The sequence below is a fragment of the Pseudogemmobacter hezensis genome, assembly GCF_013155295.1.
GTDB lineage: Bacteria > Pseudomonadota > Alphaproteobacteria > Rhodobacterales > Rhodobacteraceae > Pseudogemmobacter > Pseudogemmobacter hezensis.
Window position 1 is genome coordinate 16823 of the sequence record NZ_JABJXT010000023.1, and the last position, 16192, is coordinate 33014.

General features: G+C 62.0%; 15 protein-coding genes. 12 read left to right on the forward strand and 3 right to left on the reverse strand.

The genetic code is table 11. The features are described 5' to 3' along the window. The first annotated feature begins 15 nt into the window (after nucleotides 1-15). The 12 genes from HOY34_RS18720 (at nucleotide 16) to yihA (ending at nucleotide 12476) form a co-directional block, all read left to right on the forward strand. Nucleotides 16-603, forward strand: a complete 588-nt coding sequence (locus HOY34_RS18720; RefSeq protein WP_172365680.1) for an adenylate kinase — start codon at nucleotides 16-18, stop codon at nucleotides 601-603. Nucleotides 604-782: 179 nt separating this feature from the next. Continuing rightward, nucleotides 783-1151, forward strand: coding sequence for a 30S ribosomal protein S13 (rpsM, locus tag HOY34_RS18725; protein ID WP_172365682.1), 369 nt, complete (start codon nucleotides 783-785; stop codon nucleotides 1149-1151). Nucleotides 1152-1166: 15 nt separating this feature from the next. Beyond that, a complete protein-coding gene (gene rpsK, locus HOY34_RS18730; protein ID WP_172365684.1) occupies nucleotides 1167-1565 on the forward strand; it encodes a 30S ribosomal protein S11 in 399 nt (132 codons plus the stop codon). Between the two features lie 145 nt (nucleotides 1566-1710). Continuing rightward, entirely contained in the window at nucleotides 1711-2727 is a 1017-nt protein-coding gene (locus tag HOY34_RS18735) for a DNA-directed RNA polymerase subunit alpha (RefSeq protein ID WP_172365686.1), read from the forward strand. 146 nt (nucleotides 2728-2873) lie between these two features. Next, nucleotides 2874-3284, forward strand: a complete 411-nt coding sequence (gene rplQ / locus HOY34_RS18740; RefSeq protein ID WP_172365688.1) for a 50S ribosomal protein L17 — start codon at nucleotides 2874-2876, stop codon at nucleotides 3282-3284. A gap of 377 nt (nucleotides 3285-3661) precedes the next feature. Next, a complete protein-coding gene (locus HOY34_RS18745) occupies nucleotides 3662-5119 on the forward strand; it encodes a trypsin-like peptidase domain-containing protein (protein ID WP_172365690.1) in 1458 nt (485 codons plus the stop codon). 23 nt (nucleotides 5120-5142) lie between these two features. Then, the gene (locus HOY34_RS18750; protein ID WP_172365692.1) at nucleotides 5143-6459 is read left to right on the forward strand and encodes a replication-associated recombination protein A; all 1317 of its coding nucleotides are present in this window, start codon (nucleotides 5143-5145) and stop codon (nucleotides 6457-6459) included. 73 nt (nucleotides 6460-6532) lie between these two features. Continuing rightward, nucleotides 6533-7405, forward strand: a complete 873-nt coding sequence (gene ttcA / locus HOY34_RS18755; RefSeq protein WP_172365694.1) for a tRNA 2-thiocytidine(32) synthetase TtcA — start codon at nucleotides 6533-6535, stop codon at nucleotides 7403-7405. Between the two features lie 86 nt (nucleotides 7406-7491). Then, nucleotides 7492-9030, forward strand: a complete 1539-nt coding sequence (locus HOY34_RS18760) for a putative bifunctional diguanylate cyclase/phosphodiesterase (protein ID WP_172365696.1) — start codon at nucleotides 7492-7494, stop codon at nucleotides 9028-9030. Between the two features lie 160 nt (nucleotides 9031-9190). Then, nucleotides 9191-11071, forward strand: a complete 1881-nt coding sequence (gene yidC / locus HOY34_RS18765) for a membrane protein insertase YidC (protein WP_172365698.1) — start codon at nucleotides 9191-9193, stop codon at nucleotides 11069-11071. Beyond that, entirely contained in the window at nucleotides 11068-11829 is a 762-nt protein-coding gene (locus HOY34_RS18770; RefSeq protein WP_172365700.1) for an MOSC domain-containing protein, read from the forward strand. Before yidC ends, HOY34_RS18770 begins: the two co-directional genes overlap by 4 nt. Beyond that, the gene (gene yihA / locus HOY34_RS18775) at nucleotides 11826-12476 is read left to right on the forward strand and encodes a ribosome biogenesis GTP-binding protein YihA/YsxC (RefSeq protein ID WP_172365702.1); all 651 of its coding nucleotides are present in this window, start codon (nucleotides 11826-11828) and stop codon (nucleotides 12474-12476) included. Before HOY34_RS18770 ends, yihA begins: the two co-directional genes overlap by 4 nt. Before the next feature lie 79 nt (nucleotides 12477-12555). Here the strand turns inward: yihA and HOY34_RS18780 are convergent, their stop codons facing one another. From HOY34_RS18780 to HOY34_RS18790, 3 genes are all read right to left on the reverse strand, one after another. Then, nucleotides 12556-13287 carry an SDR family oxidoreductase gene (locus tag HOY34_RS18780; protein WP_172365704.1) on the reverse strand — a complete coding sequence of 244 codons (732 nt, stop codon included), beginning with the start codon at nucleotides 13285-13287 and terminating at the stop codon, nucleotides 12556-12558. Between the two features lie 64 nt (nucleotides 13288-13351). Next, nucleotides 13352-14215 carry a 4-(cytidine 5'-diphospho)-2-C-methyl-D-erythritol kinase gene (locus tag HOY34_RS18785; RefSeq protein WP_172365738.1) on the reverse strand — a complete coding sequence of 288 codons (864 nt, stop codon included), beginning with the start codon at nucleotides 14213-14215 and terminating at the stop codon, nucleotides 13352-13354. Continuing rightward, entirely contained in the window at nucleotides 14196-16130 is a 1935-nt protein-coding gene (locus HOY34_RS18790; RefSeq protein ID WP_172365706.1) for a tetratricopeptide repeat protein, read from the reverse strand. Before HOY34_RS18790 ends, HOY34_RS18785 begins: the two co-directional genes overlap by 20 nt. Nucleotides 16131-16192 lie beyond the last annotated feature (62 nt).

Sequence of the window (16192 nt, forward strand, 5' to 3'; positions counted from 1 at the left end):
GCGAGAGGATTAGCCTTGGCGAAGAACATCATCCTGCTCGGCCCCCCCGGGGCCGGCAAAGGCACCCAGGCCAAGCGGCTCGTGGACGGGCGCGGCATGGTTCAGCTTTCGACCGGCGATATGCTTCGCGCGGCCAAAAGCTCGGGCACCGAAATGGGAAAAAAGGTCGCAGCGATCATGGATGCCGGGCAGCTGGTAACCGATGAGATCGTGATCGGCCTGATCGCCGAGCAGCTGGACAAGGGTGCGCCCGGTGGGTTCATCTTCGACGGCTTCCCCCGCACCCTGGGGCAGGCGGATGCGCTGGCGGCACTGCTGGCGGCCAAAGGCACCGGGCTGGACGCAGTGATCGAGCTGGTCGTCGATGATGAGGCTCTGGTTGGTCGCATCGTGAAACGTGCCGAGGAAACCGCTGGGGCGGGCCAGCCGGTGCGCCCCGACGACAATCCCGAGGTCTTTGCCCGCCGCCTGCGCGAGTATTACAAGCAGACCTCGCCGCTTTTGGGCTATTACTATGCCAAAGGCGGCCTGACCCAGGTCGACGGTATGGCCGCGATGGAGAGCGTTGCCGCTGCCATTGCGAAAGTTCTTGACAAGGCATGAAAATATCCCTGCGGGCCTTGACCCGCAGGGCTTTTGACCATATTGCACAGCGTCCCGGGTGGAATCACCATTCCGGGGTTTCCCTTTGCAGGGAAGATCGAATCGGCCGGGGCAGATTATCTGGCCGGTTGTGAAAAAAGGTTCTGGAGCTACGGAACCGCAACGAAAGGAATATACGCGTGGCACGTATTGCTGGCGTCAACATCCCCACCAACAAGCGCGTTCCGATTGCGCTTCAGTATATCACCGGCATCGGCCCGCATGTTGCAGGTCAGATCGTCACCGCGCTGAACATCGACCCGGCTCGCCGCGTCAATGATCTCTCGGATGCTGAAGTTCTGGCGATCCGCGAATATATCGACGCAAACTTCACCGTTGAGGGTGACCTGCGCCGTGAAGTTTCCATGAATATCAAGCGTCTGATGGACCTTGGCTGCTATCGCGGCCTGCGCCATCGTCGCGGTCTCCCGGTGCGTGGTCAGCGGACCCACACCAACGCTCGTACCCGCAAGGGCCCGGCGAAACCCATCGCTGGCAAGAAGAAGTAAGGGGAGGCCTGACACATGGCACGTGATCCGAAAGCCGCCCGTGGTGGCAAGCGTAAAGAGCGCAAGAACATCGCCGCTGGCGTTGCTCATGTGAACTCTTCGTTCAACAATACCAAGATCCTGATCTCTGACGTTCAGGGCAATGCTATTTCTTGGTCGTCGGCTGGCACCATGGGCTTCAAGGGTTCGCGCAAATCGACCCCTTATGCTGCTCAGATGGCTGCTGAAGACGCAGGCCGCAAGGCGCAGGAACATGGCGTGAAGACCCTTGAGGTCGAAGTGCAGGGCCCGGGCTCGGGTCGTGAATCGGCGCTGCGGGCTTTGGCCGCTGTCGGTTTCTCGATCACTTCGATCCGCGACGTGACCCCGCTGGCGCACAATGGTTGCCGCCCGCCCAAGCGTCGCCGCGTCTGATCTGTTGCGATAAAGGCCGGGCCGTGCGATTGCATGGCCCGGTTGTTCCTGTTTGACGCTCTCACTTTGAGAATTTCGTTAAAGACCCTCGGGCGCCCTCGCTTCACCCGGAACATGGAAGCGCTGGCAGGTATGGAGGCATAGCATGATCCACAAGAACTGGCAGGAACTGATCAAGCCGACGCAGCTGGTTGTGAAGCCTGGCAATGACGCATCGCGCGTGGCCACGGTCATCGCAGAGCCGCTGGAGCGTGGCTTTGGTCTGACGCTGGGGAACGCGCTGCGCCGCGTTCTGCTGTCGTCGCTGCAAGGCGCGGCTATCACCAGCGTTCAGATCGACAATGTCCTGCATGAGTTCTCCTCGGTGCCGGGCGTTCGTGAGGACGTGACCGATATCGTGCTGAACCTGAAAGGCGTTTCGCTGAAGATGGAAGTCGAGGGGCCGAAGCGCCTGTCGATCTCTGCGCGCGGCCCGGGTGTTGTCACCGCCGCGTCGATCTCGGAAACCAATGGCATCGAGGTCCTGAATAAGGATCACGTGATCTGCCACCTGGATGACGGCGCTGACGTCTTCATGGAACTGACGGTGAATACCGGCAAGGGCTATGTCTCGGCCGATAAGAACCGCCCCGAGGATGCGCCGATCGGTCTGATCCCGATCGATGCGATCTATTCGCCGGTCAAGCGCGTGTCTTACGAAGTGCAGCCGACCCGTGAGGGCCAGGTGCTGGACTATGACAAGCTGACGATGAAGATCGAAACCGACGGTTCGCTGACGCCGGATGACGCTGTGGCCTATGCTGCGCGCATTCTGCAGGACCAGCTGGCGGTGTTCGTGAACTTCGACGAGCCGGAAGCGGCACGTGGTGGCGAAGTGGATTCGGGCCTCGAATTCAACCCGCTGCTCTTGAAGAAGGTCGACGAGCTGGAACTGTCGGTCCGTTCGGCGAACTGCCTGAAGAACGACAATATCGTCTATATCGGCGATCTGATCCAGAAAACCGAAGCCGAGATGCTGCGCACCCCGAACTTCGGCCGCAAATCGCTGAACGAGATCAAGGAAGTGCTTTCTGGCATGGGCCTGCATCTCGGGATGGAAGTCGAAGACTGGCCGCCGGAAAATATCGAAGATCTGGCCAAGCGGTTTGAGGATCAATTCTGAACAAGGCCGGGGGGCTAAGGCCCCCCGGACCCCCCGCCGCCCGCTATGTGTGTGAGGGCAGTGAGGATCCCCGGGCAATTCCGCCCCAACGACGTCGGTCCAACGCAGGCCGGCAACACAAAGTAAAAACGCTATAGGAGATTTCCATGCGTCACGCCCGCGGCTACCGTCGCCTGAATCGCACCCATGAGCACCGCAAGGCGCTGTTCTCGAACATGTCCGGCTCGCTGATCGAGCACGAGCAGATCAAGACTACCCTTCCGAAAGCGAAGGAACTGCGTCCGATCATCGAGAAGCTGATCACGCTGGCAAAGCGTGGCGACCTGCACGCCCGTCGTCAGGCTGCTGCCCAGCTGAAAGAAGACAAAGACGTCGAGAAGCTCTTCGCTATCCTCGGCCCGCGCTACAAAGACCGTCAGGGCGGCTATGTGCGCGTTCTGAAGGCTGGTTTCCGTTATGGCGATATGGCTCCGATGGCGATCATCGAGTTTGTTGACCGTGACACCTCGGCGAAAGGTGCGGCTGACCGCGCCCGTCTGGAAGCTGTCGAAGAATAAGTGCAGGCTGTGCCCGGTTCCCGGGTGCAGGTGCAGATTACGCAAAACCCGCCCCTTGTGGCGGGTTTTGTCGTTTTGGCCCTTTGATGCGGGCGGGGGCATCCCCGGATTGCGCAGGCTGTGGTTGCCGGAAGGAAATATCGGCGCCTTACCGTCAGATTTGGCGCGACCGGACAGAAAGCCGTTGCCCGGGCCCTCTGGCGATGGTGTGTCGCGCAGTGTGCAAACTGCGCGACAGCGGTTGGCAGCCAGATCGACGATGGATGCGATCCGGAAGGCGGTCAGCCTCAGGCTTCTGTGATGGATCGTGCAGTTGTCTGGCAGCCATGCGGGGGCCATATTGGCAGCGACAAGAACAGGCTGATCGGAGAGATGCGATGCGCCCCTTTACCTTTTCGTGCCGGACCACGCCGGCCCTGATTTTGCCAGCCCTGACTTTGCCGATCCTGCTGGCGGCGCTGGTTGCGGGCGGCCCCCTGGGGGCGCAGACCAGCCCGCCAGTCACCCTCCCCGAAAACCAGGCGCAGATGGCGATGTCTTTCTCGCCGGTGGTGAAATCGGCCTCGCCTGCGGTGGTCAATATCTATGTGCGCCAATTGGTTGAAACCCGGCGCAGCCCCTTTGCGGGGGATCCCTTTTTCGATCAGTTCATGCGGGGGATGGGGCATGAATTTGGCCCCTCGCGCCAGCGGATGGAGAATTCGCTGGGCTCGGGTGTGATCGTCTCGCCCGATGGAATCGTGGTTTCGAATTTCCATGTGACCGGCAATGCCACCGATATCCGCGTCGTGCTGTCGGATCGGCGCGAATATCCGGCGCGGGTGCTGCTGTCGGATCGCCAGAGCGATCTGGCGGTGCTGAAGATCGACGTGGATACGCCGCTGCCTGCGCTGGAGATCGCCGACAGCGAGGCGCTTGAGGTCGGTGATCTGGTGCTGGCGATTGGCAACCCCTTTGGGGTGGGGCAGACGGTCAGCTCTGGCATCGTTTCAGGGCTGGCGCGTTCGGCTTTGCAGGTGGGTGACGGGTCGGGCTATTTCATCCAGACCGATGCGCCGATCAATCCGGGCAACTCGGGCGGTGCGCTTGTCGATATGCAGGGGCGGCTGATCGGCATCAACTCGGCGATTGTGACGACCAGCGGCGGCTCGAACGGGATTGGTTTTGCGATTCCGTCGAACCTGGTGGCGCGGGTGGTGGCCGAGGCCCGTGAGGGCGCCAGCAGTTTCACCCGGCCCTGGGCGGGGATTTCGGGCCAGATCGTCGATGGCGGCATGGCCGAGGCGCTTGGGATGGATGTGCCGCAGGGCGTGCTGATCTCGGACCTGCACCCGCAAAGCCCCTTTGCGGCGGCCGGGCTGGTTGAGGGGGATATCGTCCTCAGCCTTGGCAGTCAGGCGATCAACTCTCCGCAGGAATTTGTTTACCGCCTGTCGGTTTCGGGGGCAGGGCAGGGGGTGCCGCTGACCTGGCTGCATGATGGTGAGACCCATTCCGGCGAGGTGCTTTTGGGCCCGGCCCCCGATACCCCCGACCGTGAGGCGCTGACGCTGGATGCGGGCGACGGCCTGCAGGGCCTGTCTCTGGCGCGGATCAACCCTTCGCTGATTGCGGAATATGGGCTGCCCTTGCAGGCCACCGGCGTCATCGTGACGGGTGCCGAGGGGATTGCCGCCCAGGCCGGGCTGCAGCCGGGCGATATCCTGACGGTGCTGAATGATCACCCGGTCATGGTGCCGGGCGATGTGCAGGCGGTGGCACAGCTGGGCGCAAGGCGCTGGCAGGTCGAGCTGATCCGCGACGGTCGCCCGATCAGGCTGCGCTTTCGGCTGTAAGCGCTTCGTGCAAAGCTGGGCGCATGGCTGATCTCTTTGATTCCAACGACCCCAAACCTGTCGCGCCTTTGGCCCCCCGGCCTCTGGCCGACAGGCTGCGTCCGCGCAACCTGTCAGAGGTGATCGGGCAGGGCCATGTGCTCTCGCCCGAGGGGCCCTTGGGCGCGATGCTGGCTTCGGGCAGCCTGTCCTCGCTGATCCTCTGGGGGCCGCCCGGGGTTGGTAAGACCACGATTGCGCGGCTGCTGGCCGATCATACCGACCTTGCCTTTGTGCAGATCTCGGCGATTTTCACCGGGGTGCCAGAGCTGCGGAAGGTCTTTGAACAGGCGAAAATCCGGCGCGGCAATGGCCAGGGCACGCTTCTATTCGTTGACGAGATCCATCGTTTCAACAAGGCGCAGCAGGATGGCTTCCTGCCCTATATGGAGGATGGCACCATTCTTCTGGTCGGTGCCACCACCGAAAACCCGTCGTTTGAGCTGAACGCCGCGCTTTTGTCGCGCTCACAGGTGATCGTGCTGGAACGCCTCAGCCTGACCGATCTCGAACATATGACCCAACGCGCCGAGCGCGAGCTGGCCCGCGCCCTGCCGCTTTCGGGCGAGGCGCGTGATGCGATGCTTGAGATGGCCGATGGTGACGGGCGGGCGCTTTTGAACCTGATCGAGCAGGTCGCAGCCTGGAAAGTCACCGCGCCGCTGTCACGTGATGAGCTGTCAAAGCGCCTGATGCGCCGGGCGGCGCGTTACGACAAATCCGGCGACGAGCATTACAACCTCATATCCGCGCTGCATAAATCGGTGCGCGGCTCTGACCCGGATGCGGCGCTTTACTGGTTCGCCCGTATGCTGGAAGGCGGCGAGGATCCGCGTTTTCTGGCCCGTCGTTTTACCCGCATGGCCATCGAGGACATCGGCCTGGCCGACCCCCAGGCGCAATCGGTTTGCCTTGACGCCTGGAACACCTATGAGCGGCTTGGCTCGCCCGAAGGCGAGCTGGCGCTGGCCAATGCGGTCGTCTATCTGGCGCTGGCCCCGAAATCGAATGGGGTCTACGTCGCCTATAAGGCGGCGCGGGCGGCGGCGAAAGAGACCGGATCGCTGATGCCGCCGCGCCACATCCTGAACGCGCCGACAAAGCTGATGAAGGAAATCGGCTATGGTGGCGGCTATGATTACGATCACGATGCCGAGGATGGTTTCTCGGGACAGGATTATTTCCCCGAGGGCATGAAGCGCCCGGTCTATTACAATCCGCCCGAACGTGGGTTTGAACGTGAACTTCGCAAGCGAATCGAGTATTTCGCAAAGCTGCGCACCAGGCGTCAGGGCGGGTAAAGGGCAGCCAGAGGGCTTGACCTGTTAACCGTCCGGGGCCATTTCTCCGCAGCATTTGAATATGAGGCAGCCGATGCTGGACGAAGCCGACGACATCCATCCGCTGTTTTACGGGGCGCCAAAGTCCACCGAATTTCGCAAATTGCGCAAGCGGCTGGTGCAGCAGGTGCGCGAGGCGATGGACGCTTACGGCATGATCCAGCCCGGCACGCGCTGGCTGGTTTGCCTCTCTGGCGGCAAGGACAGCTACACGCTGCTGGCGGTCCTGCACGAGCTGAAATGGCGCGGGCTTTTGCCTGTCGATCTGCTGGCCTGCAACCTTGATCAGGGCCAGCCCGGCTTTCCCTCAACTGTGCTGCCCGAGTTTTTGCAGAAGATGGGCGTCGAGCACCGGGTCGAGTATCAGGACACCTATTCGGTGGTGACCTCAAAGATCAAGCCTGGCGGCACGATGTGTTCGCTGTGCTCTCGGCTAAGGCGTGGAAATCTTTACCGTATTGCACGCGAAGAGGGCTGTTCGGCGGTGGTCCTGGGCCATCACCGTGACGATATTCTCGAGACGTTTTTCATGAACCTTTTCCATGGTGGCAGGCTGGCCAGCATGCCGCCGAAACTGGTGAATGAAGAGGGCGATCTCTTCCTTTACCGCCCGCTTGCCTTCGTGGCCGAGGCCGATTGTGACCGCTTTGCCCGGGCGATGAATTACCCGATCATCCCCTGCGATCTGTGTGGCAGCCAGGAGGGGTTGCAGCGCGCCCAGGTCAAGAAACTGCTGGATGAATGGGAGGCCCGCACGCCCGGCCGCCGCCAGGTGATGTTCCGCTCGCTGATGAATGTGCGGCCATCGCATCTGGCCGACCCCGGGATCTTCGATTTTCTGGGCCTGGCATTGGGTAAGCCCGGAGAAGTTGATGAAAATTCGAAGCAACTTCGTCTGCCGGATTAAGAAAGCCCATACCGGTTTCGCCAATGCTCTTCTGCGGTGGTCACGGGCTTTGCCCTGGCCAATGCCTTCGTGGAAAGGGTTTCAGGATGTCGGTTCTTCAGCTTTCAGCCCGCACGCGCCGGATTCTGAGGCCCTTTGGATGGTTCCGGCGGCCTGAGTTCCTCTTGTTCCTGCCCGCGCTGACCCTTGCCGGCTTCTGGCTGGGCGGTGAGCGGGCGCTTATTCTGATCGCTCTGGGACTTCCCCTGATCATTGCCATCGCAGGGCCCGACCCAGGGCGGACCGCGCTGATCGCCGGGGATCAGGACGAGGGCAGCTCTTTGCAGCGCGCGATCTCGGCTATGGATCGCATGCTGCCTTCGGTTTCCGAAAATGGCCGAAACACCGCCTGTGTGATCGTTCAGTTCGACAATCTCTCTGTCATCCTGGAACGCCATGGTCGCGCAGCCCATGCCGAGGTGCTTGAAAGGGCGACGGATCGTATTCGCGGTGCGCTGCGGGCGGGCGATTTCGTGACGAACCCCTTAGGCGCATCGGCGGTTGTGGTAATGTCACCAGTGCGGCGGCTGGATCTTGAAAGCATGATCCAGCTTTGCTCGCGGCTGCAGGATGCCGTGGCAGAGCCGATCTCGCTTGGGGGCGCGCGCCTTTACATCACCTGCTCGATCGGCTTTTGCATCGGTGGCCTCTCGCCCGAGGCGACGGGGCGCTCGTTGCTGGATGCGGCTCAGGCCGCAGCGGATGAGGCGATGGCGCATGGGCCGGGGGCGATTCGGGCGTTTTCGCGCGATATGGCCGAACGCAAAGTGGCACGGGCGGCCCTGCGCGACGATCTTGAAGAGGCGCTGGACAAGGGTGAGATAAAGGCCTGGTTCCAGCCGCAGATCTCAACGGATACCGGCGAGATCTCCGGGCTTGAGGCATTGGCCCGCTGGCATCATCCGACACGGGGGGTCATTCCGCCAGGAGACTTCCTGCCTCTGGTCGAAAGCAGCGATCTGAGTGATCGCCTGAGCGAGGCTATGCTGTCCAATTCGCTGATCGCGCTTAGCGCATGGGACAAGGCCGGGCTGCAGGTGCCCTCGGTCTCGGTCAATTTCTCGGCGGCAGAGTTGCGAAATCCGCGGCTGCCTGACCGGATCCGCTGGGAGCTGGACCGCTTTGCCCTGAAGCCCGCGCGTCTGACCGTCGAGATCCTTGAAACGGTAGTCGCCCAGGCCGAAAACGATGTGATTGTTTCAAACATTGCCCAGCTGGCTGCGATGGGCTGCGGGATTGATCTTGACGATTTCGGCACCGGACACGCCTCGATTTCTACGATCCGTCGCTTTGCGATCCGCCGCCTGAAGATCGACCGCAGCTTCGTGACCCGTGTCGATCAGGACCGCGATCAGCAGCGTATGGTCGCTGCGATCATTTCCCTGTCCGACCGGCTGGGGCTGGAGACCCTGGCTGAGGGGGTGGAAACGGCGAATGAGCACTCGATGCTTTCGCAACTGGGCTGTGGCTTTGTGCAAGGCTACGGCATTGAGCGCCCCTTGCAGCCCGAAGACGCGACCGAGTGGATCCGCAAGCATCAAAGCCGCCCTGATCGCATTCCCCGGATCGGGGCCAGCGGCAGATGAATATGCCCGTGTCCCGGGGGCAAAAACCTGGCCATAAGATCGCAAAACCCTGAGACCGGGCTGACGAAGGCAGGCTTTTGCGGCGAAAGCGCTTGACCTTTCGCCCCCCCTTCTGTTGAACACCGCTGATCTTTCCTTATATGCGGCGGCGGTTCAGAATATGGACGAGAACAACTCTAAGAACCTCATTCTCGCCATGGTGCTCAGCGCTTTGGTGATAGTCGTCTGGTTCTATCTCTTTCCGCCGCCTGAGCCAGAGGTCCAGGCCGAAGCGCCGGTCGCAACGCAAACGACAGGTGGCGAGACCCCGGTTGCCGAAGGATCGGCCACTTCGGAACCTGTGCCAGAGGCACCGCGCCTTCGCGTTGATACGCCGCAGCTGGAGGGCAGCATCTCGCTGCTCGGCGGCCGCATCGACGATCTGCGCCTGAAAAACTACCGTGAAGCCATCGAGCCCACGTCTCCGATCGTTCGGCTGCTGACGCCGCAAGGAGAAGAGGGGGCCTGGCTTGCGCTTTTCGGCTGGGGCCGCAGCGGATCGCTGGCTGCCGAAGATGTACCGGGGGCTCAGACGGAATGGCGGCTTGCATCTGGCGGAACGCTTTCCCCGGGCAATCCGGTGACCCTGATCTGGGAAAACAGCAAAGGCCTGACCTTTACCCGTGAACTGGCCGTCGATGATGAATTCATGTTCACGATCAAAGATTCTGTCGTCAACGGCGGTGCAGGCGATGTTTCCCTGTTCCATTACGGCCAGATTCGCCGCTACGGCAAACCCGCGGGCCTGAAAGGCTTCTTCATCCTGCACGAGGGCGCAATTGCACGGGCAGACGGCAAGCTGACCGAGACAACCTACAACAATATGACCGAGCTCGACCTCAACGAGCGCGAGGGGGCACCTGCCTCGGTTGTCGATGCCACGACCGATGGCTGGATTGGTTTCACCGACCATTACTGGATGTCGGTTCTGGTGCCCGAGCAGGGCAAGCCGGTCACCCAGGTCACCAAATATCTGCCTGCAAGCAATCTTTACCTCACCGAGGCGCGCCAGCCGCTGACGATTGTCACGCCGGGCGAGACCCTCAGCACCTCGACCCGGTTCTTTGCCGGTGCCAAGGAATGGGAGGCGATCCGCGACTATCAGAATGAGCCGGGCTTCTTCGCACGTCTCTTCGGTGACAAGGTCGATGAGACACGCGCCCCGATCCCTGGCTTTATCGACTCGATTGACTGGGGCTGGTTCTACTTCCTGACCAAACCGATCTTTGCACTGCTGCACCTGATCCACGGGCTGATCGGCAATATGGGTCTGGCAATTATCGCGCTGACCTTCGTGCTGAAGCTGATCGTGCTGCCGCTGGCCTATAAATCTTACGTCTCGATGGCGCGGATGAAAGAGCTGCAGCCCGAGATGGAGGCTCTGAAAGAGCGTGCTGGCGAAGACAAACAGCGGCTGCAAAAGGAAATGCTTCAGCTTTACCGCGATAAAAAGGTCAATCCGGCGGCCGGCTGTCTGCCGATCCTGATCCAGATTCCGATTTTCTTCTCGCTGTATAAAGTGATTTTCGTCACCATCGAGCTGCGCCAGGCCCCTTTCTTCGGTTGGCTGAAAGACCTTTCGGTGCCGGATCCCTCATCGCTTTTCAACCTGTTCGGCGCGCTGCCCTGGGCGGCACCCGCAACCGGCTCGCTGCTTCATCTGGTCTTTATTGGCGTGTTGCCAATCCTGCTGGGCGTTTCGATGTGGCTGCAGCAAAAGCTGAATCCGGCCCCCGCTGACCCGGTGCAGGCCTCGATTTTTGCCTGGATGCCCTGGGTATTCATGTTCATGCTGGGCGGTTTTGCCTCGGGGCTGGTGGTGTATTGGATTACCAACAATATCATCACCTTCTCGCAGCAATATGTGATCATGCGCAGCCATGGGCATAAGCCGGACCTGTTTGGAAACATCAAATCCGGGTTCCGCAAAAAACAGGCCGCGGCCAACGCAAATGCAGCACCTTCTGCAAAGGCAGGCACGAAAAATACCGGGAAGAAATGAGCCAGGCCGCCAGCCTTGCCCATATTTTCCGCCATCCGATAAAGGCGCATGGCCGCGAAGAGCTGGCTTCGGTTCAGCTCTTCGCGGGCGAGGCTATGCCCTGGGACAGGCATTGGGCGGTGGCGCATGATTTGTCAAAGTTCAGCGCCGATTCCCCCGCCTGGATGCCCTGCATCAACTTTCAGCGTGCGGCGCGCAGCCCGGCGCTTATGGCAATTGAGGCGCGGTTCGACGACAGAACAGGCGTCATGGAGCTGCGGCACCCGGCGCTGGCCCCGCTCAGGTTTCACCCCGAGACCGAGGGCGACAGGCTGGTCGAGTGGGTGCGGCCCATCAGCCCGCAGGAACGTTTTCGTCCGGTATCGCTGGTTCGTGCGCCCGGTCGGGCGATGACTGACACCGCGTTTCCCAGCATCTCGGTGAAGAACCTCGCGTCAAATCGGGCACTGGGCGAAAAGGTCGGGCGCGATCTGTCGATCCATCGCTGGCGCGGCAATCTGTGGATTGACGGCCTTGCGCCCTGGGCAGAGATGGGCTGGATCGGCAGGCGGCTGCGCATCGGTGAGGTCGTGCTTGAAATTTGCGAGCCCGTCGGGCGTTGCCGGGCGACCATGGCCAATCCGGAAACGGGTGAAGTTGACGTCGACACGCTTGAGGCGCTGAAAGAGGCTGTCGGCGTGCAGGATTTTGGCGTATTCGGCACTGTTCTTGAAGGCGGCGAAATTCGCCCGGGCGATCACGTGGAGGTGCTTGCATGACGATGGTTTTCAGCCTTGCCCCTGAGGCAGAAGAGCCGGCGCGTGAAACGGGCCGACTGCTGTTCGCGGGCCCGGTGGATTTCGTCAAAGGCGTGACGACGATGGCGGCTTTGCCGCCTGCAGATCGCGTTGAGATCTGCTTTGCGGGGCGTTCGAACGTTGGAAAATCCAGCCTGATCAACGCGCTGACCAATCGGAAAAACCTGGCGCGGGCGTCAAATACGCCTGGCCGCACCCAGGAGATCAACTTTTTCGCGCTTGGGGAAAGCCGCTATCTCGTCGATCTGCCCGGCTATGGTTTTGCCGAGGCACCGGTGGCGATTGTGCGCAAGTGGCAAGAGCTGCTGAAATCCTATCTGGCAGGCCGTCAGACCCTGCGGCGTGCTTTCGTTCTGATCGATACGCGGCATGGCGTTAAGGCGGTGGATGATGAGATCATGTCCTTGCTTGATCGTTCCGCCGTTACTTTTCAGGTGGTTATGACGAAGGCAGACAAGGTGAACCAGGAAATCCGGGACGCCAATATCGCTCAGGTTAAAGAAGCGTTGCAAAAGCACCCGGCTGCCTATCCAGAGTTGATTGTCACAAGCTCAGAAAAAGGCCTTGGGATAGAGACCCTTCGCGCCGTAATCGCAACGCTGGAATAGGCGCCGGTTTCTTATAAGAAACCGGGCCGGAGTTTTCAAAAACTCCGGCTTCGCGGCGCGCCAATATCGGACGCCAATATCAGACGTGCTGGGCACCGTTCACTTCGATTTCGGCACCGGAGATATAGCTGGCCTGGTCAGAGCACAGGAACCAGATGGCGTCCGCCACTTCTTTCGGCTGGCCAAGACGCTGCATTGGCAGTTTTTCGACAATCTTGTCGGTGCCCGGTGACAGAATTGACGTTTCGACCTCACCGGGGGCGATCGCGTTCACCCTTACACCCAGGGGGCCGAAATCATGGGCCATCTCGCGGGTCAGCGCGGCCAGGGCGGCTTTTGAGGTCGCATAGGCAGCGCCTGCGAAGGGGTGAACACGCGAGCCTGCAATCGAGGTCACGTTTACGATGGCGCCCTTGGTTGCCGTCAGTTCTTCACGCAGGCCGCGAGCCAGAATGACGCTGGCAAAGAAGTTGACGTGGAACACATGGCCCCAGGTCCGCAGATCGGTGTCCAGCGTGTTCAGCCTGGCGTTTCCTGGTCCCTTTGGGCTGATCCCGGCATTATTGACCAGGGCGTGCACCCGGCCATTCACCCGTTCGCGGATTTTTTCAATCGCGGCGATGGTCATATTCGGGTCGGCAAGGTCGATCTCGATATGGTTCGCCTCGGCGTCGGGCCAGGGGCAACGCGGGTCAAAGGGTTGGCGCGAACAGGTCAGAACCCGCCAGCCTTCGGATGAAAAACGCTTAACAGTTGCGTGTCCGATGCCGCGTGAGGCGCCGGTCAGCACCAGGACTTTCTGCTCTGACATCTCTGGCTCCTTCGGAATGTCTGCCTCTTTGTCTCTGCTATTCGCAGCGACTGCAATGGCGACCTTAGCCGATGAGGCGGCCCGGCGCGATCCACCAGCCCGGCTGGCGGATCTGCAAAGCATGTGCCGCAGCTGCGGCGCGGGCCTCGTCCTGGAAAAGCGCGAAACATGTCGCACCAGAGCCGGACATGCGGGCAATCAGCGTCTGTGGCTGCGCGCGCAAAGCGCAAAGCACATCACGGATGACGGGCGCGATAGCGCTGGCGGGGGCTTCGAGGTCATTGCGCTGCCCGCCCAGCCAGGTGGCCAGCGCGGCGGGGTCGGGCCAATGGGGCAGGGTTTTGGGCAAAGGCGGATGGTTTTTCTCGGGCAGGGCGCGGAACACGGCGGGCGTTGCCACCTCGACGCCTGGATTGACCAGAACGACGCCGCATTCGGGGAAAGAGATCAGCGGCTCCAGGTGTTCGCCGACGCCGCGCATACGCACAGGCCCCGGGCTGAGGCAGACCGGCACATCCGCGCCAAGTGCGGCCGCCCGCTGCGCCAGATCCGCCGGGGGCGGCATGCCCGTCAGACGCAGCACCGCCCGTATTGCCGCCGCCGCATCAGAGGAGCCGCCGCCGATACCAGAGGCAGGGGGCAGGTGCTTTTCCAGCGTGAAGCGGCCCGTAACCCCTGGCATCACGGCTTTGGCGGCCTGCAAAACCAGGTTGTCGGCGCCTGAGGGCAGTTTTGGCCCGAAAGGCCCTTCCAGGGTCAGCGCCAGCTCTTGTGAGGGCCGCAGCCAAAGCCGGTCGCCGATATTGGCAAAGGCCACAATACTGTCGAGCAGGTGGTAGCCATCCGCCCTTTGCCCGGTGACGTGCAGGCAAAGATTGATCTTGGCGGGCGCAAATTCTGCGATTGCGTCAGTCTGCAGCAGGGTCATCATCCGTGTCATCAGGGCTTTGTTCTGCGGGCGCGGCAGGCTCTGTCGGGGCGTCCGGTGCTACCTCTGGCGCGGCCTCAGGCAGGATTTCGGGCAGGATTTCGGGCCGGGGATCGGTGGGCGCAGCCGGGGCCTGGGGTGGGGCCGGGATGGCGGCGGCGGGCGTGGTTCCCTCTTCGGCAAGGGTCGCATCCAGCCCGATCTCCAGCTTGCGGCGGATACGGGTCGCGTCTTTTTCTTCCGGCCCGTAAGACAGCGCCCGGTGCCACTGGAATTCCGCCTCGCGCTTGCGGCCGTTCATCCAGTAGACATCACCCAGATGGTCGGTGATCACCGGCTCGACCGGCTCCAGCAGCGAGGCCCGCTCCATCGGGGCCAGCGCCTCTTCGTAACGGCCCAGGGTGAAATAGGCCCAGGCCAGGCTGTCGAGGATATAGCCCGCATCGGGGGCGGCGGCGACGGCCTCTTCGATCAGCTGCAGCGCCTCATCCAGGTTCTGCCGGCGCTCAAGCAGGCTATAGCCCAGGTAATTCAGAACCTCGGGCTGGCCGGGGTTGATCTCAAGCGATTTGCGGAAATCGAGATCGGATTCGTCATAGCGCTGCTGCCGCTCTTTGGTGATGGCGCGGCTGAAATACAGAACCCAGCTGCCGCGCGGCGGGTTGGCGGGCAAAAGCGCGATGGCCGCGTCATAGGCGGTCTCCGCCTCGGCCCAGCGTTCCTCACGCCGGAGCGTGTCGCCAAGCGCGGCCTGAACGACCAGCATATCGCCATGGCTTTTGGTCAGATCCTGCAGCGCCTCGATCGCGGCATCTGCACGACCTGCCGCATAAAGCGCGGCCGCCCGGCCCAGCTGTGCGTTGTACCAGGAGGGGTGGTCGGGTGCGAAACCGGAATAGGTTTCCTCGGCCAGATCATATTGACCCTGCTCTTCCAGCATGGCCGCGCCCAGCAAAATCGCATCGTCATGATCGGGTTTCAGCGCCACCGCGATGCGGCAGTTCAGCTGCACAAAGGCGGGATCGGCCTCGCCATTGAGCAGGGTGGCGAGCGACCAGAATACCTCTGCCATGCCCTCACGGGCGTCTTTGATGGTGTCAAAGGGGATCGTCTCGCCCGCCTCAAGCCGGGCGCGCAGGGCATCGGCCACCGGCTCTGAGCCATTGGCCCAGGTGCGGTCGATCAGCGCGATGGCATCCTGATTGCGCTCAAGCTGCGAGAGGATCTGCACATGTGCCAGCACGCCGCGCCGGTTCAGACCCAGGCCCTGGGTTGAAAGCGCTTTGTCGGCGCCCTCAAAGTCGCCCGCCAGCGCGAAAGCCAGCGCCTTGTGGTAAAGGCCATGCGCCTCAAGCCCGCGGGTTGCGGCGATTTTGTCGAATTCGGTCACGGCCTCGGTCATATTGCCTTCGCCGAAATCGGCCCAGGCGCGGGCCAGTCCGTCGACCAGCGGGCCGACTGACTGCCCGGCATCCAGTGCGGTGGTCACCGCCGTGAAATCGCCTTTGATCGCATCCTGCGAGATCAGCGCGAGATCGGCGAGCTGGGTTTCCTCGTCCGGGGTGGCAAGCGCCTTGCGATGCGCGGCGACCACTGCGGCCCCGTCGATATTGCCAAGGCTGAGCTGGGCGAAAATGGTGCCATCCATCAAAAGCGCGTTGTCAGGATCCTCGGTCAGGGCCTGGCTGAACCATGCGGCAGCGGCGCGGAAATCGCCTGCGGTTTCGGCGTTGCGGGCGGCGAGGAAGGCACCGGAATCAGTCGGCTGCACCGGGGCGGGGGCGGCATCTGCCGCTGCGGTCTGGTCTGCGGTCTGGTCTGCGACCTGCGGCTGATTTTCCTGGGCGGAGAGCGGCAGCATCGCAAAAAGTGTCAGGCCAAGCGCCGTTGTCAGCGTGAGGAGAGAACGGGTCATGGCGGAATACTCCCTGGACTGCGACAGGCCGGGTGGCTTTCGCCAGGCCCCAGCCTTTGCCG